Annotated in this window: 3 protein-coding genes (1 of these 3 cut by a window edge); all 3 read left to right on the plus strand. The window is 56.2% G+C overall.

Annotated elements, in window-relative coordinates; genetic code table 11:
- Positions 1-22379 carry the 3' portion of a non-ribosomal peptide synthase/polyketide synthase gene (locus LQV63_RS02780; protein ID WP_233695545.1) on the plus strand. Its footprint begins 18946 nt before the window's first position, so only the last 22379 of its 41325 coding nucleotides appear in the window; its start codon lies off the left edge, out of view; it ends in the stop codon at positions 22377-22379.
- 262 nt (positions 22380-22641) lie between these two features.
- Positions 22642-23541 (plus strand): chitosanase, encoded by a 900-nt coding sequence (locus LQV63_RS02785; protein WP_233695546.1) that lies wholly within the window; start codon positions 22642-22644, stop codon positions 23539-23541.
- 280 nt (positions 23542-23821) lie between these two features.
- Positions 23822-25108: a helix-turn-helix domain-containing protein gene (locus LQV63_RS02790; RefSeq protein ID WP_233695547.1), complete on the plus strand. Its 1287-nt coding sequence runs from the start codon at positions 23822-23824 to the stop codon at positions 25106-25108.
- Positions 25109-25639 lie beyond the last annotated feature (531 nt).

Genomic DNA, 25639 nt, shown 5'->3' on the forward strand with positions numbered 1-25639 from the left:
AAGCGCTGGCCCCGGCAGGCGCTCGGGCGCATTACCCGCTGTCCTCAGCCCAAAAACGGCTGTATGTCCTGCAGCAGCTGGAGGGAGCCGAGCTGAGCTACAACATGCCGGTGGCGCTGCGGCTCGAAGGAACGCTGGATCGGGCACGGCTGGAAGCGGCGCTGCAAGCGCTCATCGCCCGCCATGAATCGCTGCGCACTTCGTTTGCCGTCGTGGACGGCGAACCGGTGCAGCGGGTGCAGGAGGAGTGGACCTTTTGCGTGTCCTATGAGGAAGCGGTGGAAGGGGAAGCCGAGGAGCGCATCCGGGCATTCCTCCGCCCGTTTGACCTTAGCGAGGCCCCGCTGCTGCGTACAACCGTCGTGCGTCTCGGAGAAGAGCGGCACTTGCTGCTGTTCGATATGCACCATATTATCTCGGACGGCACGTCGATCAGCATTTTGGTAGACGAATTTGTGAAGCTGTACGCCGGCGAAGCGGTGGAGCCGCTGCAGCTTCAGTACAAAGATTATGCGGTATGGCAGCGGGAACACTACGCCGACAGCCGGGCGTACGAGCAGTTGGAAGCGTACTGGGTGGACCAGTTTGCGGGCGAACTGCCAGTGCTGAGCCTGCCGGCCGATCATCCGCGTCCGGCCGTACGCAGCTTCGAGGGCGGCCGGGTGGACGTTGAGCTGGACGGCGAGCTTGCGGCGGCCGTGCGTGAGCTGGCCCGCACGAGCGGTGCTACGGTGTACATGGTGCTGCTAGCCGCCTACAGCACACTGCTGGCGCGGCTTAGTGGGCAAGAAGAAGTTATTGTCGGTTCGCCGGTGGCGGGACGGCCGCATGCAGATCTGGAAGGCATGCTGGGGATGTTCGTGAACACTTTGGCGCTGCGGACGTACCCGGCCGGGGAGAAGAGCTTTGCCGCCTACCTGCAGGAAGTGAAGCAGACGGCGCTCGGAGCCTTCGAGCACGGGGACTATCCGTTCGAGGAACTGGTGGAACGGGTGGTGCGGCAGCGCGATACGAGCCGCAACCCGCTCTTCGATGCGATGCTCGTGCTGCAGAACATGGATCAGGCGGAGCTTGAGCTCCCCGATCTGCAGTTCACCTCGTATCCGTTCGAATCCTACGCGGCCAAGTTCGATCTGACGTTTTCGGTCAGCGAACAGGAAAATGGCATGCGCTGCTCTTGGGAATACGCCGCCGCATTGTTTGAGCGGGCCACGATAGAACGTTGGGCCGGTCACTTTGGAGAACTCCTGCGTCAGGTTACTCGGGATCCGCAGGTGACGCTGGGAAGCGTCAGCTTACTGACGGCTGAGGAACAGAATCAATTGTTGGCGCAGTTCAATGACACCCTCGGAGAGGCGCCGCGGGACACCACGCTGCATGCGATGTTCGAGGAGCAGGCGGCGAAGACGCCGGATCGGTTGGCCGTTGTATGCGGCGACGATGCCCTGACCTACCGGGAGCTGAACGAACGGGCGAACCGGCTTGCCAGAGTCGTGCTCCGCTACGGTGCAGGGCCCGAAAGCCTTGTTGCGGTGCAGTGCGAACGCTCCGTGGATATGGCTATTGCACTGCTCGCCGTGCTCAAATCCGGAGCTGCCTATCTGCCAATATCGCCGCAAGAGCCCGCAGAGCGGGTGCAGTTCCTGTTGGAGAACAGCGGCGCGACCGTACTGCTGTCTTCCTGGGCACAGGAGGCTTCCTGCCCGGTGCTGCGCTTGGATGATGACCGGATTCGGTTGGAGGCGCCGGAAGATTTCGCGAGCTCTGCGAATCCCAACAACCTGGCGTATGTGATCTACACCTCCGGAACTTCTGGTCAGCCCAAAGGCGTCATGGTGGAGCATCGCAGCATCGTTCATACGCTTCAATGGAAGGCAGCGGCCTACCGCTTCGACGGCGGACGGGTGCTGCATGCCAGCCCGTTCATATTCGATGCGTTCATCTCGCACTTCTTTGGCCCCCTCGTTGCGGGCGCCACCGTCGTGATGCTCCGCGATGAAGAGCTCAAAGATCCGGAGGTCATTATCCGCACGCTCGTCGAGCAGAAGATTACCCACGCACAATTCCCAACAGGTCTGCTCGCGGCGCTGCTGGAGATGATTCGGCTGGAACAGCTGGCCACCGTACGGAGCGTGGTCACCGGCGGGGAGAAAATCAGCGCGGCGCTGATTGAAAAGATGCTTGTTTACAGCCAGATTGAGTTTGTCAGCGAGTATGGACCGACGGAGAACAGCGTGGTGACGACCGCTTTGCCAGTGACCGACCCGCGGCAGTCTCATACGCTCGGCAGCTCCATTGGCCAGACGAAAGTCCATGTACTGGAAGCGGATGGACAACTGCAGCCGATCGGCGTACCGGGCGAGCTGTGCATCAGCGGGCCGGGGTTGGCCCGGGGGTATCTGAATCAGCCGGAGCTGACGGCTGAGCGGTTCGTCGCCAGTCCGTTCGCGCCCGGTGAGCGCCTCTACCGGACCGGGGACTTGGTACGCTGGCTGCCGGACGGCAATCTCGAGTATATGGGCCGGATGGACGGACAAGTGAAGATCCGGGGATACCGGATCGAACCGGGCGAGATCGAAGCCCAACTGCTGCAGTTGGCTGGGGTAAGCGAAGCCGTCGTGGCCGCGCTGCCGGATGCTTCGGGCAGTCTCCAGCTGTGTGCCTATGTCGTTGGCGGCGAGCTGGATCTTCCTGAGCTGCGGAGCTTGCTGTCCTCTGCGCTGCCGGCGTATATGATTCCCGCCTCCTTCGTGCAGCTGGAGCAATTGCCGCTGACTACTAACGGCAAAATCGATCTCAAAGCGCTGCCGAAGCCGGATGCAGCCCTGGCTCATACGCCGTATGCCGCTCCCCGCACGCCGGTGGAGCAGGCGCTGGTGACGGTATGGCAGCAGGTGCTCGGTGTGACCCGGATCGGCATCCATGATAGCTTCTTCGACCTGGGAGGCGACTCGATCAAGGCGATTCAAGCTGCTTCCCGGCTGCTGCAAGCTGGCTATAAGCTGGAGATGAAGGACCTGTTCCGTTATCCGGCTGCGGCCCAGCTCAGCGATCATATCGCCCCGGTTAGCCGCATCGCGGAACAGGGGGAGATTCGCGGACCGGTGCCGCTCACGCCGATTCAACACTGGTTTGTAGAGCGGGACCTTGCCGATGCGCATCACTTCAACCAAGCCGTGATGCTGTACCGGGAAGAACGCTTTAACGTGCAGGCGCTGCGCCTTGCGATGAAGCAGATCACGGTTCACCATGACGCGCTGCGTATGGTATTTGTGCCGTCAGAGGACGGAGGTTATGCCGCTTGGAACCGGGCTGTGAAGGAAGGGGAACTGTACGGATTGGAAGTATTCGACTTCCGGCAAGAGCAGGTGTGGGGCCGGTTAGTCGAAGCGAAGGCCCGCGAGCTGCAAGCCGGTATCTCCTTAGATACAGGTCCGCTCGTGAAGCTGGGCTTATTCCAGTGCGGTGACGGCGATCATCTGCTCATCGTCATTCACCATCTCGTCATTGATGGCGTCTCCTGGCGGATCTTGCTGGAGGATATCGCTGCAGCGTATGGGCAGGCCACGCAAGGGCGGGACATCCGGCTGCCGCAGAAAACCGATTCGTTCCAAGCTTGGGCGCAGCAGCTGGAAGCTTACTCCTCAAGCCCGGCTATAGAGGCGGAACGGGAATATTGGAGCCGGCTGGCCAAGGTCGAACAAGCGCCGTTACCGAAGGATAACGAGCAAGGCGCCGATGCGGTCGAAAACAGCGAAACGCTGGCGCTGCAATGGTCCCGGCACGAGACACAGCAGTTGTTAACCGAAGCGCACCGGGCATACGGGACGGAGATCAACGACCTGCTGCTGACCGCGCTGGGATTGGCGGTTCAGGAGTGGAGCGGAATCGAGCAGGTGGCCGTCATGCTGGAAGGGCACGGCAGGGAATCCATTGTGCCGGATGTGGATGTCAGCCGGACGGTAGGCTGGTTCACCAGCGCGTACCCGGTCATGCTTGACATGAAGGCGGGCCTGGACCTGCCGCGGCGCATCAAGCTGGTCAAGGAAACGCTGCGGAGCATCCCGCACAAAGGCATCGGCTACGGCATATTGCGCTATTTGTCTTCGCCTAATATTCAAGCGGCCGCCCCTGAAATTTCGTTTAACTATTTGGGGCAGTTCGATCAGGATTTGCAGCGCAGCGAGCTTCAGATCTCGCCGCTGCCGTCTGGAGATGCGGTAAGCCGCAGGCAAAAAAGAGCAGCCACGCTCGATTTCAGCGGCATGATCGCCGGAGGAGCGTTGAGCCTGAACCTAAGCTACAGCGCCGAACAGTACCGCAAGGAAACCATGCAGCAGCTGGCCCAATGGATGAAGCACCACCTGCAGGAACTCATTCGCCACTGCGTGGCGAAAGAAAGCGTGGAGCTGACGCCAAGCGATGTGCTGCAGCAGGGCATAACGATTGAGGAACTGGAAGCGCTGATTCAGCGGACCCGGCCTCTCGGGGACATCGAGAACGTATATGCCCTGACGCCAATGCAGCAGGGGATGCTGTTCCATAGCCGCCTGGATCCTCAGTCGGGCGCTTACGTGAACCAAATGATCATTTCGCTGCAGGGAAGGCTGGATCTAGCCGTGTTGGAACGCAGCTGGAATATGGTCATCCAGCGGCATGCGGTACTGCGGACGAGCATCGACAGCGGTTGGCGGAATCAGCCGTTGCAGGTGGTTTGCTCCCGCCGCACCTTACGAATTGCCTATACGGATCTGTCGATGAAGAGCCCAGCCGAGCAGGAGCTGGAACTGGCCTTTATCAAGGAAGAAGATCGTAAGAAAGGCTTCGCGGTAGAATCGGACAGCCTGATGCGCGTGGTGGTGGTTCGTACGGGGAAAGAGGAGCACCAACTGCTGTGGAGCTTCCACCATATTCTGATGGATGGATGGTGCCTGCCGCTGGTGGTCAAGGAAGTCCTCGAAGTATACACGGCCTTGTGCAAGGAAGAGGAGCCGCAATTGCCGCGCGTGAGCGAGTATAGCGAGTATATTCGCTGGCTATCCGAGAAGGACGGGCAAGCGGCCTCGAAATATTGGGCGGACATGCTTGCGGGCTTCGAACAAGCGGCAGATCTTCCGAGACGGCAGCGCCAGGTGCAGGGATATGAGGCGATGCGAGTGACCTGCTCGCTGGACCGGAAGCGGACCGAACGGATCAGCCAAGCGGCAAGAGAGCAGGGGGTAACGGTGAACACCTTGCTGCAGACGGCATGGGGACTGCTGCTGCACAAATACAGCGGGACAAACGACGCGGTATTCGGCAGCGTGGTGTCCGGCAGACCGGCGGATCTTCCCGGCGTAGAGGGGATGATCGGACTGTTCATCAATACGATTCCGGTCCGGGTGAAGTGCGAGGCAGAAGAAACCGTAGCCCGCGTGCTGCAGCAGGTCCAGGAGCAAGCGCTGGCGTCCCAAGCCTATGACTATTATCCGCTGCATGAAATCCAAGCCCAAATCACAAGGCACAGGGAGCTGTTCAACCACATTCTGGTGTTCGAGAACTACCCGGTGGAGGAGCAAGCGGGTTCATTGGGAGAGACGGCTGGGCTAGAAATTACCGGAGTTCAGGCGGAGGAGCAGACCAACTATGACCTGAATGTGATGATTATGCCAGGCGAAGAAATGAGCATTCATTTTGACTACAATGCGCAGGTGTATGAACGGGAAGTGATGGAGCGTCTGCAAAGACACCTGATGCGAATTATAGAGCAGATCGTAGCGGATTCGAACATACCGGTACAAGAGCTGGAGCTGCTGACAACGGCCGAGAGGGAGCAATTGCTCGTGCAGTTCAACGACACGGCGATGGATATTCCAAGGGGAGCGGCCGTGCATTCCTTGTTCGAGCAGCAGGCGGCGACAACGCCGGATCGTCTGGCGGTCGTGTGCGCAGAGCAGAGCCTGACCTACCGGGATCTTGAGGAACAGGCCAACCGTATCGCCCAATGGTTGCGGGCGCATGGCGTGACAGCGGAAGACCGTGTAGGCGTCCTGATGAACCGCTCGCCGCAGCTGCTCGCCGGGCTTCTGGGGATTCTGAAAGCCGGTGCCGCTTACGTGCCGATCGACCCCCTTCTGCCTGAAGAGCGCATGGAAGGGATGATCCAGGATGCAGGAATGCAGTTTATGCTGACGGATGCGGGACAGCTTGGGATTGTGACAGGCTTGCAGGAGACAGCGCTGCGCCATGTATTGTGTCTGGACGATATGTTGATGGAAGAACTGAAGGGGCAGCCGGAGCGAGCAGACCGGACAAGTCACGGCGGCCATACCGTCTCGTTCTCCTCCGCCAAGGAGCTGGCAGGGTATTCTTCCATGCCTGTTGGCGTGGAGATCAGACCTTCCGGCAGCGCGTACGTCATTTATACCTCAGGAACGACTGGCACGCCTAAAGGGGTGGTCGTAGAGCACCGGAACGTGGTGAATTTCATCTCGGGGATGATCCGCGAGCTTCCTTTCGGGACGCATGCTTCGATGCTGTGCGTTACGACGGTATCCTTCGACATCTTCGTCACGGAGAGCTGGGTGCCGCTCAGCTGCGGAATGCAGATCGTCCTCGCAAGCGAGGAAGCGCAGCAGGATCCGGTTCTGCTGGCGGAACTGTTGAGCGAGCATCCGGTGCACATGATGCAGACGACGCCTTCGCGGTTGATGCTGCTGCTCGGCGATGCGCGGAGCGCGGCGCAGTTGCGGAACGTCCAGACGCTGCTGGTCGGCGGGGAAGCATTCCCTTCCTCCCTATATGGGCAGCTGAGGGAACATACGGATGCGGAACTGTACAACATGTACGGGCCAACGGAAACGACCGTCTGGTCCACGTTCGACCGCCTCGGCGGAGACGAACGGATCGGCATCGGACGGCCGATGGCGAACACGCAGGTGTATGTGGTGAACGAAACGCTGCAGCCGCAGCCCGTTGGCGTGGCCGGCGAACTGTGCATCGGCGGCGCCGGAGTCGCCCGCGGATACTGGGCGCGTCCGGAGCTGACGTCTGAGAAATTTGTGGACAGCCCGTTTGTTTCCGGCGAGCGGCTGTACCGGACCGGAGATTTGGCACGCTGGCTGCCTGACGGCCGGCTGGAGCATCTGGGGCGGATCGACCATCAGGTGAAGATCCGGGGGCACCGGATTGAACTCGGCGAAATCGAAACCCGGTTGCTCCAAATCCCGGGCGTAAGCGAAGCCGTCGTGACTGCAGCGGCTATTGAGATGGGCACGGATATTCACCATGAATTGTGTGCTTATGTGACAGGCAACCGTCCGCTTGCGGCGGCTGAGCTGCGTGCCGCCCTGACTGCCTCGCTGCCGTCGTACATGCTGCCGACGCACTTTATGCAGCTGGAAGAGCTTCCGCTGACGCCGAATGGGAAAGTGGACCGCCGGGTGCTGCCGAAGCCGTCGGGAAGCGGAGCCGCTACCGGATATGCAGCGCCGCGAACCGAAGCGGAAGCGAAGCTGGTGTTATTGTGGCAGGAGGTGTTGGGTGCCTCGCGCGTAGGCATCCACGATAACTTCTTCGAGCTGGGCGGCCATTCCTTGAAGGCCATGACGCTCGTATCGCGGATTCACCAGGCGTTGGACGTAGAGCTGCCGCTGAGGCAGCTGTTCCTCGCGCCGACGGTCGAAGGGCTGGCGGCTGCGCTGGGCGCGGCGGATGGCAGCACGGCATATAAAGCGTTGGCCCCGGCAGACGAGCGGGCGTATTACCCGCTGTCCTCGGCCCAAAAACGGTTGTACGTTCTGCAGCAGCTGGAGGGAGCCGAGCTGAGCTACAACATGCCGGTGGCGCTGCGGCTCGAAGAATCGCTGGATCGGGCACGGCTGGAAGCGGCGCTGCAAGCGCTCATCGCCCGCCATGAATCGCTGCGCACTTCGTTTGCCGTCGTGGACGGCGAACCGGTGCAGCGGGTGGCGGAGCAGGCGATGTTCGAAGTTTCCTATGAGGAAGCGGAGGAAGGGAAAGCCGAGGAGCGCATCCGGGCATTCCTCCGTCCGTTTGACCTTGGCGAGGCCCCGCTGCTTCGTACGGCCGTCCTACGTCTCGGCGAAGCGCGGCACTTGCTGTTGTTCGATATGCACCATATTGTCTCGGACGGCATATCGATGAGCATTTTGGTAGACGAATTTGTGAAGCTGTACGCCGGGGAAGCATTGGAACCGCTCCGTTTACAGTACAAAGATTATGCGGTATGGCAGCGGGAACACTACGCCGACAGCCGGGCGTACGAGCAGTTGGAAGCATACTGGGTGGACCAGTTTGCGGGCGAACTGCCGGTGCTGAGCCTGCCGGCTGATCATCCGCGTCCGGCCGTACGCAGCTTCGAGGGCGGCCGGGTGGACGTTGAGCTGGACGGCGAGCTTGCGGCGGCCTTGCGCGGGCTGGCCCGCGAGAGCGGCGCTACGGTATACATGGTGTTGCTGGCCGCCTACAGCACGCTGCTGGCGCGGCTTGGCGGGCAAGAAGAAGTCATTGTCGGTTCGCCGGTGGCGGGACGGCCGCATGCAGATCTGGAAGGCATGCTGGGGATGTTCGTAAATACACTGGCACTGCAGACGTACCCGGCCGGGGAGAAGAGCTTTGCCTCCTATCTACAGGAAGTGAGGGAAACGGCGCTCGAAGCCTTCGACCATGGGGACTATCCGTTCGAGGAACTGGTGGAGCGGGTGGTGCGGCAGCGCGACACGAGCCGCAACCCGCTCTTCGATGCGATGCTCGTGCTGCAGAACATGGATCAGGCAGAGCTTGAGCTCCCCGATCTGCAGTTCACCCCGTATCCGTTCGATTCCGACGCGGCCAAGTTCGATCTGACGCTTTCGGTGAGTGAACAGGAGAACGGCATGCGCTGCTCTTGGGAATTCGCTGCCGTATTGTTTGAACGGGCCACGATAGAGCGTTGGGCCGGTCACTTTGTAGAGCTTCTGCGCCAGGTTACCCGGGATCCGCGGATGACGCTGGGAAGCGTCAGCTTGCTCACGGCTACGGAGCAGGAGCAATTGTTGGCGCAGTTCAACGACACCGGCGCAGGGGTGCCAATGCCGCATATCACGCTGCACGCGATGTTCGAGGAGCAGGCGGCGAAGACGCCGGAGCGCGTGGCCGTTGTATGCGGTGAGGATACCCTGACCTACCGGGAACTGAACGAACGGGCGAACCGGCTTGCCAGAGTCGTGCTCAGTTACGGTGCAGGGCCCGAAAGCCTTGTTGCGGTGCAGTGCGAACGATCCGTGGATATGGCTATGGCGCTGCTCGGTGTGCTCAAAGCGGGAGCTGCCTATCTGCCGATATCGCCGCAAGAGCCCGCAGAGCGGGTGCAGTTCCTATTGGAGAACAGCGGCGCGACCGTACTGCTGTCTTCCTCGGCACAGGAGACTGCCTGCCCGGTGCTGCGCTTGGATGATGATTGTATCCATTCGGAAACGCCGGAAGATCTCGCGAGCTCTGTAAATCCCAACAACCTGGCGTATGTGATCTACACCTCCGGAACCTCGGGTCAGCCGAAAGGCGTCATGGTGGAGCATCGCAGCATCGTTCATACGCTTCAGTGGAAGGCAGCGACCTACCGCTTCGACGGCGGGCGGGTGCTGCATGCCAGCCCGTTCATATTCGATGCGTTCATCACGCACTTCTTTGGCCCCCTCGTTGCGGGCGCCACCGTCGTGATGCTGCGCGATGAAGAGCTAAGCGATCCGGAGGCCATTATCCGCACGCTTGCCGAGCAGAAGATTACCCACGCGCAATTCCCAACGGGTCTGCTCGCGGCGCTGCTGGAGATGATCCGGCCGGAACAGCTGGCTACCGTACGGAGCGTGGTCACCGGCGGGGAGAAAATCAGCGCGGCGCTGATTGAAAAGATGCTTGTTTACAGCCAGATTGAGTTTGTCAGCGAGTATGGACCGACGGAGAACAGCGTGGTGACGACCGCTTTGCCGGTGACCGATACGGTGCAGTCTCATACGCTCGGCAGATCCATTGGCCAGACGAAAGTCCATGTGCTGGCAGCGGATGGACAACTGCAGCCGATCGGCGTACCGGGCGAGCTGTGCATCAGCGGGCCGGGGTTGGCCCGGGGGTATCTGAATCAGCCGGAGCTGACGGCTGAGCGGTTCGTCGCCAGTCCGTTCGCGCCCGGTGAGCGCTTCTACCGGACCGGGGACTTGGTACGCTGGCTGCCGGACGGCAATCTCGAGTATATGGGCCGGATGGACGGACAAGTGAAGATCCGGGGATACCGGATCGAACCGGGCGAGATCGAAGCCCAACTGCTGCAGTTGGCTGAGGTAAGCGAAGCCGTCGTGGCCGCGCTGCCGGATGCTTCGGGCAGTCTCCAGCTGTGTGCCTATGTCGTTGGCGGCGAGTTGGATCTTCCTGAGCTGCGCAGCTTGCTGTCCTCCGCGCTGCCGGCGTATATGGTTCCCGCCTCCTTCGTGCAGCTGGAGCAATTGCCGCTGACTACTAACGGAAAAATCGATCTCAAAGCGCTGCCGAAGCCGGATGCAGCCGCGGCCCTTACCCCATATGCCGCCCCCCGCACGCCGGTGGAGCAGGCGCTGGTGACGGTATGGCAGCAGGTGCTCGGTGTGCCACAGGTCGGCATCCATGACAGCTTCTTCGACCTGGGAGGCGACTCGATCAAGGCGATTCAAGCTGCTTCCCGGCTGCTGCAAGCTGGCTATAAGCTGGAGATGAAGGACCTGTTCCGTTATCCGGCTGCGGCCCAGCTCAGCGATCATATCGCCCCGGTTAGCCGCATCGCGGAACAGGGAGAGATCCGCGGCCTGGTGCCGCTCACGCCGATTCAACACTGGTTTGTAGAGCGGGATCTGGCCGATGCGCATCACTTCAACCAAGCCGTGATGCTGTACCGGGAAGAACGGTTTGACGTGCAAGCGCTGCGCCTTGCGATGAAACGGATCACGGTTCATCACGACGCGCTGCGCATGGTGTTTGTGCCTTCAGCGGACGGTGGTTATGCCGCTTGGAACCGGGCCGTGAATGAAGGGGAACGGTACGGCTTGGAAGTATTCGACTTGCGGGAAGAGCAGGCGTGGAGCCGGTTAGTCGAAGCGAAGGCTCGCGAGCTGCAGGCTGGCATCTCGTTAGAGACAGGGCCGCTCGTGAAGCTGGGCTTATTCCAATGCGGTGACGGCGATCATTTGCTAATGGTGATTCATCACCTCGTCGTGGATGGCATCTCTTGGCGGATCTTACTGGAGGATTTCGCCTCAGCGTACGAGCAGGCTGCGCAAGGGCAGGACATTCGGTTGCCGCTGAAAACCGATTCGTTCCAACTCTGGTCACAACAGCTGTCTGCTTATGCTTCAAGCTCGGCTGTGGAGGCGGAACGTGAATATTGGAGCCAGATGGCGAGTCGGGAACAAATGCCATTACCGAAGGATAACGAGCAAGGCGGAGACGCGATCGAAAACAGCGAAACGCTAACGCTGCAATGGTCCCAACATGAGACGCAGCAGTTGTTAACCGAAGCGCACCGGGCATATGGAACGGACATGAACGACCTGCTGCTGACCGCGCTGGGAATGGCGGTTCAGGAGTGGACCGGAATCGAGCAGGTGGCCGTCATGCTGGAAGGGCACGGCAGGGAATCCATCTTGCCGGATATGGATGTCAGCCGGACTATTGGCTGGTTCACGAGTGCGTACCCGGTCATGCTTGACATGAAGGCGGGCCTGGACCTGCCGCGGCGCATCAAGCTGGTCAAGGAAACGCTGCGGAGCATCCCGCACAAAGGCATCGGCTACGGAATTTTGCGCTATTTGGCTTCGCCGTGCATGGAGGCTATCCGGACGTTTTCCCCCGAAATTTCGTTTAACTATTTGGGGCAGTTCGACCAGGATTTGCAGCGCAGCGCGCTTCAGATCTCGCCGCTTGCGTCTGGGGATGCGGTAAGCCACAAGCAAAAAAGAGCAGCCACGCTCGATTTCAACGGCATGATCGCCGGAGGAACGTTGAGCCTGAACCTGAGCTACAGCGCCGACCAGTACCGCAAGGAAACCATGGAGCAGTTGGCACAGCGGCTGAAGCATCATCTGCAGGAACTCATTCGCCACTGCGTGGCGAAAGAAAGTGCAGAGCTGACGCCAAGCGATGTGCTGCAGCAGGGCATGACGCTTGAGGAGCTGGAGGCGTTGGTTCAGCGGACTCGGCCTCTCGGGGACATCGAGAACGTCTATGCCCTGACGCCAATGCAGCAGGGGATGCTGTTCCACAGCCGGCTGGACCCTCAGTCGGGTGCTTACGTGAACCAAATGCACATTTCGCTGCAGGGAAGGCTGGATCTAGCCGCGTTGGAACGCAGTTGGAATACGGTCATCCAGCGGCATGCGGTACTGCGGACGAGCGTCGACAGCGGTTGGCGCGACCGGCCGCTGCAGGTGGTCTACCGCCGCCGCACCTTGCGAATTGAATATGCGGATCTGTCGATGAAGAGCGCAGCCGAGCAGGAGCTGGAACTGGCCTTTATCACGGAAGAAGACCGTAAAAAGGGCTTTGTGTTGGAGTCGGACAGCCTGATGCGCGTGGCGGTGGTGCGTACCGGGAAAGAGGAGCACCATATGCTGTGGAGTTTCCACCATATTCTGATGGATGGATGGTGCCTGCCGCTGGTGGTCAAGGAAGTCCTCGAAGTATACACGGCCTTGTGCAAGGAAGAGGAGCCGCAATTGCCGCGCGTGAGCGAGTACAGCGAGTATATTCGCTGGCTAGCTGAACAGGACGGGCAAGTGGCGTCCCGATACTGGGCAGATAGGCTGGAAGGCTTCGAACAAGCGGCGGAGCTCCCGAGACGTCAGCGTCAGGCGCAGGGATATGAAGCGATGCGTGTGACCTGCTCGCTGGACCGGAAGCAGACCGAACGGATCAGCCAAGCGGCAAGAGAGCAGGGGGTAACGGTGAACACCTTGCTGCAGACGGCATGGGGACTGCTGCTGCACAAATACAGCGGGACAACCGATGCGGTATTCGGCAGCGTGGTGTCCGGAAGACCGGCAGCCCTTCCCGGTGTGGAGGGGATGATCGGGCTGTTCATCAATACGATTCCGGTCCGGGTGAAGTGCGAGGCTGGAGAAACCGCAGCCCGTGTGCTGCAACAAGCGCAGGAGCAAGCGCTGGCTTCCCAAGCCTACGACTATTATCCGCTGCATGAAATCCAGGCCCAAAGCACAAAAAACCGGGAATTGTTTAACCACATCTTGGTGTTCGAAAATTACCCGGTGGAGGAGCACGCAGGTCTGTTGGGAGATACGGCAGGGCTAGAAATTACCGGAGTTCAAGCGGAAGAGCAGACCAACTATGACCTGAATGTGATGATTATGCCAGGAGAAGAAATGACCATTCATTTTGACTACAATGCGCAGGTGTATGAACGCGAAATGATGGAGCGTCTGCAAAGGCACCTGTTGCGAATCGTGGAGCAGATCGTAGCGGATACGAACATCCCGGTACAAGAGCTCGAGTTGCTTACGACGGCCGAGAGGGAGCAATTGCTCGTGCAGTTCAACGACACGAAGGTGAAGATTCCTGAAGAGGCAAGCATACCTTCCCTGTTCGAGAAACAAGCGGAGAAGACGCCGGATAGTCTGGCAATTGTCTGCGCAGAGCGGCAGCTCACCTACCGGGAGCTTGAGGAACAGGCCAATCGTATCGCTCAATGGCTGCGGGCGCACGGCGTAACGGCCGAAGACTGTGTAGGCGTCCTGATGAGTCGTTCGCCGCAACTGATCGCCGGACTTCTCGGTATCCTGAAGGCCGGGGCAGCTTATGTTCCGATAGACCCGGTTCTGCCGGAGGAGCGCATCGGGGGGATGATCCGGGATGCTGGAATCCAGGTTCTGCTGACGGATGCGGCGTACACGGATACCCTATTCAGCTTCCGAGAGACATCGCTGTGTCATGTATTGTGTCTGGATGATTCGTTGGTGAAAGAGCTGATAGAGCATCCAGGGCAAACAGAAGACCAGGCAGACCAAGTAAGTGACGAAATAAGTGACGAAATAAACCTCGGCGGCAATACCATCTTCTTCTCCTCCGCTGAGGAGCTGGCAGGGTATTCTTCCGCGCCCGTTGGCGTCAAGATAGACCCATCTGGCAGCGCGTACGTCATCTACACCTCCGGAACGACCGGTACGCCGAAAGGGGTAGTCGTGGAGCACCGGAACGTGGTGAACTTCATCTCGGGGATGATTCGTGAGCTTCCTTTTGGGACTTGTTCTTCGATGCTGTGCGTAACGACGGTGTCCTTCGACATTTTCGTCACGGAGAGCTGGGTGCCGCTCAGCTGCGGCATGCAGATCGTCCTCGCAAGCGAAGAAGCGCAGCAGGATTCGGTCATGCTGGTGGAACTGTTATCGCAGCATCCGGTGCACATGATGCAGACGACGCCTTCGCGGTTGATGCTGCTGCTCGGCGATGCGCGGAGCGCGGCGCAGCTGCGGAACGTCCAGACGCTGTTGGTCGGCGGGGAAGTCTTCCCTTCCTCCCTGTACGGGCAGCTGAGGGAACATACGGATGCGGCGCTGTACAACATGTACGGGCCAACGGAAACGACCGTCTGGTCCACGTTTGACCGCCTCGGCGGCGAAGAACGGATCGGCATCGGTCGGCCGATGGCGAATACGCAGGTGTATATGGTGAATGATGCGTTGCAGCCGCAGCCGATTGGCGTGGCCGGCGAACTGTGCATCGGCGGCGCCGGGGTCGCCCGCGGATACTGGGAGCGTCCAGAGCTGACGGCTGAGAAATTTGTGGACAGCCCGTTTGCCCCAGGCGAGCGTCTGTATCGGACCGGGGATTTGGCGCGCTGGCTGCCTGACGGCCGGCTGGAGCATCTGGGGCGGAGAGACCATCAGGTGAAGATTCGGGGGTACCGGATTGAACTGGGCGAGATCGAAGCCCGGCTGCTCCAAATTCCGGGCGTAGGCGAAGCCGTTGTGACTGCAGCAGAAATGGGTGACCAGACACAGGAATTGCGCGCTTATGTGACAGGCGACCGTCCGCTTGCGGCGGCTGAGCTGCGTGCCGCCCTGACTGCCTCGCTGCCGTCGTACATGCTGCCGACGCACTTCATGCAGCTGGAAGAGCTGCCGCTGACGCCGAATGGCAAAGTGGACCGGCGGGCGCTGCCGAAGCCGTCGGGAAGCGGAGCGGCAGCCGGATATACAGCGCCGCGTAACGAAGCGGAGGCGAAGCTAGCGCTAATGTGGCAGGAGGTGCTGGGAGTTGATCGCGTAGGCATCCACGACAATTTCTTTGAGCTGGGCGGCCATTCTCTGAAGGCCATGACGCTCGTATCGAGGATTCACCAGGCACTGGATGTAGAGCTGCCGCTGAGACAGCTGTTCCTCTCGCCGACGGTCGAAGGGCTGGCGGCTGCGCTGAAAGCGGCGGATGGCAGCACGTATAAAGAGCTGGCCCCAGCAGGCGAGCAGGCACATTACCCGCTGTCTTCGGCCCAAAAACGGCTGTACTTCTTGCAGCAGTTGGAGGGCGCCGAGCTGAGCTACAACATGCCGGTGGTGCTGCGGCTCGAAGGAGCACTGGAGCAAGTCCGGCTGGAATCGGCGCTGCAGGCGCTCATCGCCCGCCATGAATCGTTGCGCACTTCGTTTGCCGTCGTGGACGGTGAGCCAGTGCAGCGAGTGATAGACCAGGCTATTTTGGAAGTTTTCTATGAGGAAGCGGAGGAAAGGGAAGTCGAGGAGCGAATCCGGACATTCATCCGCCCGTTTGACCTTAGCGAGGCTCCTCTGCTGCGCACGGCGGTTATACGTCTCAGGGAAGCGCGACACTTGCTGCTGTTCGATATGCACCATATCATCTCAGACGGCACATCGATGGGTATTTTGGTAGACGAATTTGTGAAGCTGTACGCTGGCGAAGCATTGGAGCCGCTGCAGCTGCAGTATAAAGATTATGCGGTGTGGCAGCAGGAATACGTGCTCAGCGATGCTTATCGGCAGCAGGAGCGGTATTGGCTCCAGCATTTTGCAGGCGAACTGCCGGTATTAAACCTGCCCGCCGATTTCGCACGCCCAACCTTGCGCAGTTTTGCAGGTGACCGGGTAGATTTCAAGCTGGGAAGAACGCTGTCGGAGGCCGTGCAGCAACTGGCGCTAGACAGAGGGGTCACCGTATATATGGTGTTCTTGGCCGTGTACAGCACCTTGCTGTCTCGTCTGTCCGGCCATGATGAGATTATTGTCGGCTCGCCGGTAGCGGGGCGTCCGCATACGGATCTGACGGACATGATGGGGATGTTTGTCAACACGCTGGCTTTACGCATGTTTCCTTCCGGACCAAAAGCCTTTGCCGAATACCTTGAGGAAATTAAACAAACGGCGCTGGATGCCTTTGAGCATGGAGAGTATCCTTTTGAGGAACTGGTTGAACGTGTTGTCAGCCAGCGGGACATGAGCCGAAATCCACTGTTCGATGCTGTATTCGTGCTTCAAAACACGGAAAGCTCGCAGTTGGATCTCCCTGACTTGAAGGTAGAGTCTTGTCCATTTGTCGATACACAGGCTAAGTTCGACCTTACCTTGATGGTAACAGAGAGTGCGGAGGGCTATCACTGTTCGCTGGAGTTCGCTACCGCCTTGTTCACACGGGAAACCATCGAACGGTGGGCCGGCCATTTTACGGAACTGCTGGATCATGTGATCTCGGAGCCCGATACGACCCTTGCAGAAGCCAGATTAATAAGCGGGAGAGAGCAGCTTAGCGAGCTTATGAAATACAGCGGTTTGCCTGCCCAAGGCATGCCTCAAACAACGATTCATCAATGTTTCGAGGACATTGCCGGTCTCTATCCGGACCGGACGGCCCTTGTGTGTGGCGATCGGCACCTCACGTATGCGGACTTAAAGCACCAAGCGGATCTTGTGGCCAACAGACTGCTGAGGGAAGGAATGCGGCCACGGTCAGCTGTTGGAATTCTGGCTGACCGCTCGAGCGAATTTGTCGTTGCGGTCCTGGGAATTCTGCAGGCGGGTGGAGCCTATGTGCCTCTGGATCCGGAAGCTCCCGAGGAGCGTCACCTGTATATACTGGGCGACTGCGGCGCGGAGTTCCTGTTGGCTGTACAGAAGTTCAAAGTGCCGGAGTCCTACCAGGGGACGGTCATCATGCTTGATGACCGAACTCTTCCGGATGAAGCGTTAGAGTATGAAGAAACACAGGCATGCAGTTCCGATGATCCGGCTTATATCCTGTATACCTCGGGCACCACGGGAAGACCTAAAGGAGTGCTGGTGACGCATGGAAATGTAATCAACTTAGTGAAAAACAACGGATACGTGCCGTTCCATGCGAATCACCGCTTCGCTCAGACCGGTTCGGTAAGCTTTGATGCGGCTACGTTCGAAATATTCGGAGCCCTTCTGCACGGAGGGGCCTTGCATCCGGTTGAGAAAGACGTGCTGCTGGACGCGCGCCGGATGGGGCAATTTCTCACGGAGCACGGCATTACGGTCATGTTCTTGACCACATCGCTCTTTCACCATCTGGCCGATGAGGATGCGGGAATGTTTGCTGGTGTAGAGCATTTGATTATGGGCGGAGAGGTTCTGTCGCCGAAGCCTGCTTACGCAGTGAGGGACGCATGTCCGGGACTTACGATCTGGAACGGATATGGCCCTACCGAAAACACGACTTTCTCGACTTCATTCATGGTCAAAGAAACAAACAGCAAAAACAGCATCCCGATTGGCCGACCGATCGATGGAACGACAGCCTACGTGCTGAGCGCTCAGGGCCAGCTGCTTCCTGTCGGTGTTCCCGGCGAATTGTGCCTTGGAGGCGCCGGGGTAGCCAAAGGATACTGGAATCTGCCTGAACTTACACTGGAAAAGTTCAAACCAGATCCCTTTATTGAAGGCGGAAGAATGTATAAAACAGGGGATTTGGCCCGCTGGCTGCCGGATGGAAACCTTGAATATTTGGGGAGAATCGATCAGCAGGTCAAAATTCGGGGCTATCGGATTGAACTCGGTGAGATCGAAGCACGCCTGATGCTTCATGCCGACATTGGCCAAGCGGCTGTAGTGACTTGGACAGAACGTCCGGGAAGTGAGGTTTTGTGCGCTTATTATGTCGCCAGCAAGCGCCTGGAACCGGTCGAAATGAGAAATCACCTGAGCATCGCTTTACCTGAATATATGGTTCCTGCGTATTTCGTCCATCTGCCGGAACTGCCGCTTACAAGAAATGGCAAGCTGGACCGTCGCGCACTGCCGGAGCCTGAAGGAAACGATGTATCGGGGACCGAGTTCGCAGCACCCCGAACTTTAACGGAAGTCAGGCTTGCACTGTTGTGGCGGGAGGTGTTAGGGGTCGAGCGTGTAGGTCTGAATGACAATTTCTTTGAACTCGGCGGCCATTCCCTACGAGCGATGTCACTGGTTTCGCAGATTCACCAAAAGCTGAATGCGCAGATCAAGCTGCACGATGTGTTCCAGTCACCTACACTCGAACGGATGAGCCAAGTGGTAGAATCATCGGCGGGATCGCCGTATGAAGGATTGCTCCCTGCACCGACTCAGAATTACTATCCTTTGTCCTCTGCCCAAAAGCGGATGTATGTGCTGCAGCAGCTTCAAGGCGCGGAACAGACCTACAACATGCCGAACGTCTTCCGGCTGGAAGGACCATTGGACCGGGAGCGCATAAATGAAGCACTCCAGGCGTTGATTAGGCGGCATGAGGTGCTGCGTACGTCTTTTGAGATGGTGGAAGGCAGTCCCGTGCAGATCATACATGATGCGGTGGAATTCGCCATTTCTTATACGGAGACGGACGAAGGAGATACGAGCAAAGCGATCCGCGAGTTCTACTTCCCGTTCGATCTCACCTGCGCTCCGCTGCTTCGCGCAGGACTGATATGCGTGCAAGAGGAGCACCATCTATTGCTGTTCGATATGCATCACATTATTTCGGATGGCGTATCGATGAGTGTATTGATCAAGGAGTTCGGGGAGCTGTATGCCGGAGGGACATTGCCGCCCCTGCGACTGCAATATAAAGATTATAGTAGTTGGCAAAGCCGCTATGTGACGACGGAGGCTTACAGAAAACAGGAAGCGTATTGGCTGGATCGATATGCCGGAGAGCATCCGGTGTTGGACTTGCCGCTGGATTACCCAAGACCTCCGGTACGCAGCTTTGCCGGAGACAGGGTGCACCTGGAACTAGACTCCTGTCTGACTGAAGGAATAACCAAGTTGGCGCAGCATACGGGGACTACCTTGTATATGGTGCTATTGGCGGCGTACAGCACGCTGCTATCGCGACTTAGCGGTCAAGACGACATCATTATCGGCTCCCCTGCCGCCGGCAGACCGCATGCAGACCTCGCAGATATGCTAGGCATGTTCGTCAATACACTGGCACTGCGCACCAACCCGGCCGGAGGAAAAGAATTTTTCAGCTATTTGCTGGAAGTGAAGGAGAGCGCACTCGACGCGTTCGTATACCAAGACTATCCTTTCGAAGATCTGGTGGAGAAGGTCGTCAGCCGCCGGGACATGAGCCGCAGCCCTCTCTTTGACGTCATGCTCGTCCTGCAAAATACAGAGCAGGAGCAAATGGAGATGAAACATATCCGGTTGTCTGCTTATCCATATGAGCAGCACTCGGCGAAATTCGATCTCACTCTAACCGCCATCGAGCACGGGGGAGGTATGAACTTCACCTTCGGATACGCCGCAGACTTGTTTGCCCGCGCAACGATAGAAAGATGGGCCGCCTATTTCAAGGTGCTTCTAGAGTCGGTTGTCTCGGATCCGAAGCAGCGGCTCGCGGATCTGCCTTTGATGAACGAAGAGGAACGGCAGCGGATGCATGCCTGCTCGCAAGGCGCCTCTGTGGATAATAGAGCAGGGCGCACCTTGGATCGATGGTTTGCGGAGCAGGCTGCTAGAACACCTGATCGGTACGCAGTCTTCTCCGGGGATCGACGATTGACTTATAGAGAGTTGGACGAGCGGGCAGGCCGCCTCGCTGAGTTGTTAAGAGACAGAGGCATAGGCCCAGACCGGATTGTTGGGCTCTTCATACCGCCGTCGCCGGAAATGATCGTCGCCATGCTCGGGATATGGAAAGCGGGAGGCGCCTATCTTCCGATCGATCCCGACACGGATGCGGATCGGATGGCATACATGCTGGAGAATTCGGAAGCTTCCCTGCTGCTGACCATGAGCGAGCGGGAGACCCGTCTGCATCTTCCGGTGGAATGTCTTAGTCTGGACCGGCTTCCTGTAAGACTGGAGGATGTCGGTGTGGTCCGGGTAGAACCAAGCCACAGCTTAGACAGTCTGGCTTATGTGATTTATACATCAGGTAGCACCGGGAAGCCCAAGGGTGTCAAAGTCATGCACCGTAATGCGGCGGCCTATGTGGAATGGTTTGTCGGTGAAGCGGCTATTGTGGAGGAGGACCGCACCGCCCTTGTTTCCTCCTTCGCCTTTGACCTGGGGTATACGGCCGTATTTTCAGCGTTGCTATCCGGTGCGGCGCTGCACTTGCCAGACAAAGAAATCTACATGGATCCGGAGTGTCTGTTGGAGTACCTTATCCGGGAGAGAATTACTTATGTCAAGATGACGCCGTCCTTGCTTGGCATACTCGTGAGAAGTCCCGGCTTTGCCGAACATGCCGGCAGTGAGAGTCTGCGGCTGGTCGTGCTCGGCGGCGAATCTATCATTTGCGCAGATGTGGAGCTTTACTTTTCCAAGTATGAGCGGTCCCAAGTAATGCAGCACTATGGACCGACGGAGACAACGATTGGATCCATTGCGATGAGGATGGACCGTGAACGGTTCCGCGTCTTCCAGAGCCGACCGGTATTAGGCTGGCCGATAGCGGGAGAGCAGGTCTACATCGTAGACTCTGCAGCAAGGCCGGTTCCAACTGGCGTCGTAGGAGAGATCGCGATTGGCGGACACGGAGTGAGCCGGGGTTATATGAACCTGCCTGAAGAGACGGCGGAAAAATTCACGAGCCACCCGTGTGCTGCCAACCATCAGTTGTATCTGACAAGAGACCGCGGCCGCTATCTGGCGGATGGGACCATAGAGTACTTGGGCCGCAGCGACCATCAAGTGAAGATCCGGGGTTACCGGATTGAACTGGGAGAAATCGAGATGCGCTTGAGGCAAATCGATAAGATCATGGAAGCGGCCGTCCTGGCCATACCGGATGCCAAGGGTGTGCTGGATCTGTGCGCTTTCGTAGTGGTTGAGGGGCAAATGGACCTGACAGGCTTGCGGGAACATTTGCGTTCGCAACTGCCGGTCTACATGATCCCGGCCCGCTTCCAGCAGCTAGAGAAGCTGCCGCTGACGGCCAACGGCAAGGTGGACCGCACGGCTCTTGCAAAGCTGCAGATAATGATGCCTGTTCAAGCTAGTTATACAGCGCCAAGGAATGCGTTGGAACAAGCACTCGCCGACCTATGGCAGGAGGTGCTGGGTATAGAGCGCGTCGGCATTGATGATAATTTCTTCGACATAGGCGGGCATTCAATCAAGCTAATTCAGGTGATCGGCGAGATTCGGCGAAGATTGAACTTGGACATCTCCCTTCGCGACGCTTTTGCCTATACGACGGTGTCGGAATTGGCGCAATATTTTGAGGCCCGGGGAAGTGTGCATGAAGACAGTGAATTATCCGTATGGAATCCGGACAACGGAGTATCCTTGTTCTGCTTCCCGCCGATTGTAGGGTATGGGCATGTGTTCACGAGAATGGCGGAGGAGCTGCAAGAGGTTGCCGCGATTTACGCATTCGACTTCATCGAAGCGGAAGATGTGATCCAGCATTATACGAACAGCATCCAGACTCTGCAGCCTCAAGGAGTACTTCAACTGCTGGGTTACTCGGCAGGAGGAAATCTCGCATTTGAAGTAGCCAAAAAACTAGAGAGCGAAGGACGGGAAGTGGCTCATCTCATTTTGCTGGATTCCTATCCGAGAAAAACCGCGCTCCAAGCCGCCGATCAAAAAGCGTATGCCGAGTCGCTGCAAGAGGAAATCTCGCGATTTATCGCCCATGTGCCAGATATGAATATAGAGGAAGTGCTTCGGAACATCACCAGGTATAAATCTTGGGTTGACCGCATGGCGACGGATGGTCGGATTCAAGCCCACATCCATCTGATTCAATCGGAGAATGTTGGAGAGCAGCCAGAGCAACAATTCTGGAAACCATGGACTAAGGGAAATCAGATACTCTATCAAGGCAGCGGGAAGCACGAACATATGCTTGAAAGCGAAGATGCAAAAAAGAACGGCGCTATTGTAAGAGCTATATTCAAAGAAGAGGTGCAGTGAAAATGAATAACGACCATTATTTACTAAATACGGGTTCTTATTTATGCTAACGGGGAAGCCGGGGGGATTGTTTTCTCTCGGCCTACGCTCCTCTTTCTTGCTTGTGTATTTAAGACGCCAATTAATTCCGCCGTAGTTTCATGAACTGCGGGACGGCATGCCATACGCTTAGCTGCAGTTAACATTCACACGGATTCATTTATCTATGTGGAAAGGAGACGAAGCTTCGCAATGATCCCATTATCTAGGAGGAATTCTTGGTATGACAAATGCTAAACCAGCCAAAAAAATGACGAAATTATTGGTTGTTCTACTTTCTTTTACTCTTCTTGCTTCATTATCTGGGATAAGTGCTCCATTTCAATCGAAGGCTTATGCCGCAACCCCTCACGACAAAAATTTTTCACCTGCGACACTTCAGTTCCTGCGTGCGAATACAGGTCTAGATGGCGAGCAGTGGGACAATATTATGAAGCTCGTCAATAAACCCGAGCAGGACTCGCTCGATTGGACCAAATACTATGGTTACTGCGAGGACATTGGCGATGATCGCGGCTATACCATCGGCATATTCGGCGCTACGACAGGGGGATCCAACGACAAACATCCGGATGGTCCGGCTCTGTTCAAGGAATTCGACGCTGCCAGCGGAGCGAGCAATCCTTCGGTTGAAGGTGGTCTGAATCGCATAGGCGTTCGCGGGTCGATGAATGGTTCGATTTTAAAAATAAAGGATAGCGAAAAAGTGTTCTGCGGCAAAATCAAAGGACTGCAAAACAATGACGCTTGGAGAGAGGCCATCTGGCAGACCTTCTACAAAGTATACATCAAGTACAGCGTACAGCAAGCGCGTCAGCGCGGCTTCAATTCTGCTCTGACCATCGGATCATTTGTCGATACAGCCTTGAATCAAGGCGCTACCGGTGACTCCGGCACTCTCGAAGGCGTCCTGTCCCGCTCAGGCAAAAGTACCGACGAGAAGACTTTCATGAAGAAATTTTATGCCCAGCGCACCCTGATCGTGGATACCAATGAGTACAACCAACCGCCCAATGGCAAGAACCGTGTGAAGCAATGGAGCCAACTTTTGGATATGGGGGAGACTGATCTAAAGAACGCCGATGCCGCGATTGTTAAAGTCACCAACTGGAAAATGAAGTAAGCAGTGATTCCCGCGTCCGGCATTGCTCCGGACGCGGGAATTGTCATCGGTCGCTGGCCGAGCGGCGCACCGCTCCTACGCGCGACTTAGAAGGTTACTAAGGCATTGATCAAGAATGAGCTGGCGAATAATCGCTTTTTGCTCGTGGAAGACACGCCAATGATTAATTTTCAATTATACAATATGATTGATATGCTGAGGATTGATTGTATTTTGTGATAGGCATGGTAAAATATAGGTGTTCGATTATTCGGAAACCAAGAGGAAGGTGCGGGTATGAATGAATGACGTGATTCAGACCATCGGGGGATTGATTCATCAGTACAGGCGTGAAGCTGGCATGACGTTATCGCAATTATCGGAACTAACAGGCATCCACAAAGGAACCATTTCAAGGATTGAAAATGAAGACGTCAAGAGACCGGAATTTGCAACAGTCCGCCCATTAGCGACAGCGTTAAAAATTCCCTTTGAAAAGCTAACCGAACTTTACATTGAAATTGAAAATAGGGCGGACGCCCTACTAAGCATGTTGCAAGGTGTCATTCAAGAAACAGGAAATGAAGAACTTATCAATAAGGTTGGGTTAAAGTTCTTAGAATCCCCAAATGAAGACAGCCAAACTCTTATTGAGCGTCTTTACAGTTTAGTTAACGGACTAGAAGATCAAAGGATTAAATTATCTTTGTACATGCTAATCATTAGTTACTCTCGTGACCATGGAATCATGCGATTTCTTGCAAAAGGTCTATTGCAAGCCTATTTGATCAAACGAGACGACTTCAGCAAATTAGAGGCTATATATCAGGCGGGGCTACATATTGTGCATTACACAACCTTTCTGTCGAATGAAGAAGCCCTTACACTTCATTATAAACTTGGTGTCCATGCATACAATTTAATGAAGTACGAGGAATGTGTTGACTTATGCAAATACGTCATTAAAAATGAAAACACTCAGAGTAAAATAAAAGCAAACGCTCTCTATTTAACAGGTCTTGCATATGATTGTCTTGGTGATCATGAAAAGTGGGAGGCCTATTTAAAAGATTACGGCAGCTATAACATACCTGGTGTTGAAGAAAATAAAAAAGTTACAAATGCGTTAGTCAATAGCAGGACAGGAAACATGAATTTGGCAATTGAACAGCTAAAGCAATTAATACCAAATGTAACTGACAGAAATTTCATCATTATCATAACTAGGCTATTCGAAATATATCTCCAATACAATGATGTTCATGCTGCTCGGCAACTTTTTGCATATGAGGATAAAATCAAGAATATTCCAGTGACAACTCCTATCACACAATTAAATATAGCTTACTATTACCGGCTCAAAGGGAAAACGCTTATTGGAGATGATATCGAGGGTTCTTTTGATAGCTTTTATAAGAGCTCACTAGAATATGCTAGTATATCAAAATTTGATGAAGCCTTTGAGAGCCTAAGTCTCGTGTCCAAAGAACTTCTGAATAATACCAGTCTCATTAACGTTGAAACCATCAGTAAAATTGATTTGCTTTATGATGAGTTAAGACTAAAAGGGAGGAGTAATAAGGTATGAAAAAAAAGTTGTATTCTATGGTTGTTCTTTTCTTCTCTTTGTATTTGATTTTATCTCCAATTTCGGTTAATGCTGAATCATCGGATGTCACCACGTATTCAGGTGGAAATCCCGAATGGAGACCAAACTAATTAAGCTTGGCGTGCATGCCTTCAACTTACTATTCGAAGATATTGTAGAAATGTGTAAAAGGTCTTGGAAGAAGACTTTACAGACTGTTTTAAGTAACCTACCCTCCATCAAAGAATTCCTCAAACTTGAAGAAAAAGCGACCTCACTTCATATAATAACGATCACTGTATACATGGCAATGTAGGAATATGCATTTATTATTTAGAAAAGATTAGTACTTATTACAGAAATTAGCTAAGAAAGCCCTTGCCTTTAGGCTTGGGATGAATTGGCTTAGGACAAGGGCTGTCTTCAGACAGCTTAATTGTCCTACAGTTTTCCATGTTTTTGTTGCAGTCTTGTATTTAAACTAATACAATCGGTGTATGGGACAAGAATATAGAAGAACGACAACAACCG

Source organism: Paenibacillus profundus (genome assembly GCF_021369635.1).
In the GTDB taxonomy this organism is placed as follows: domain Bacteria; phylum Bacillota; class Bacilli; order Paenibacillales; family Paenibacillaceae; genus Paenibacillus_B; species Paenibacillus_B profundus.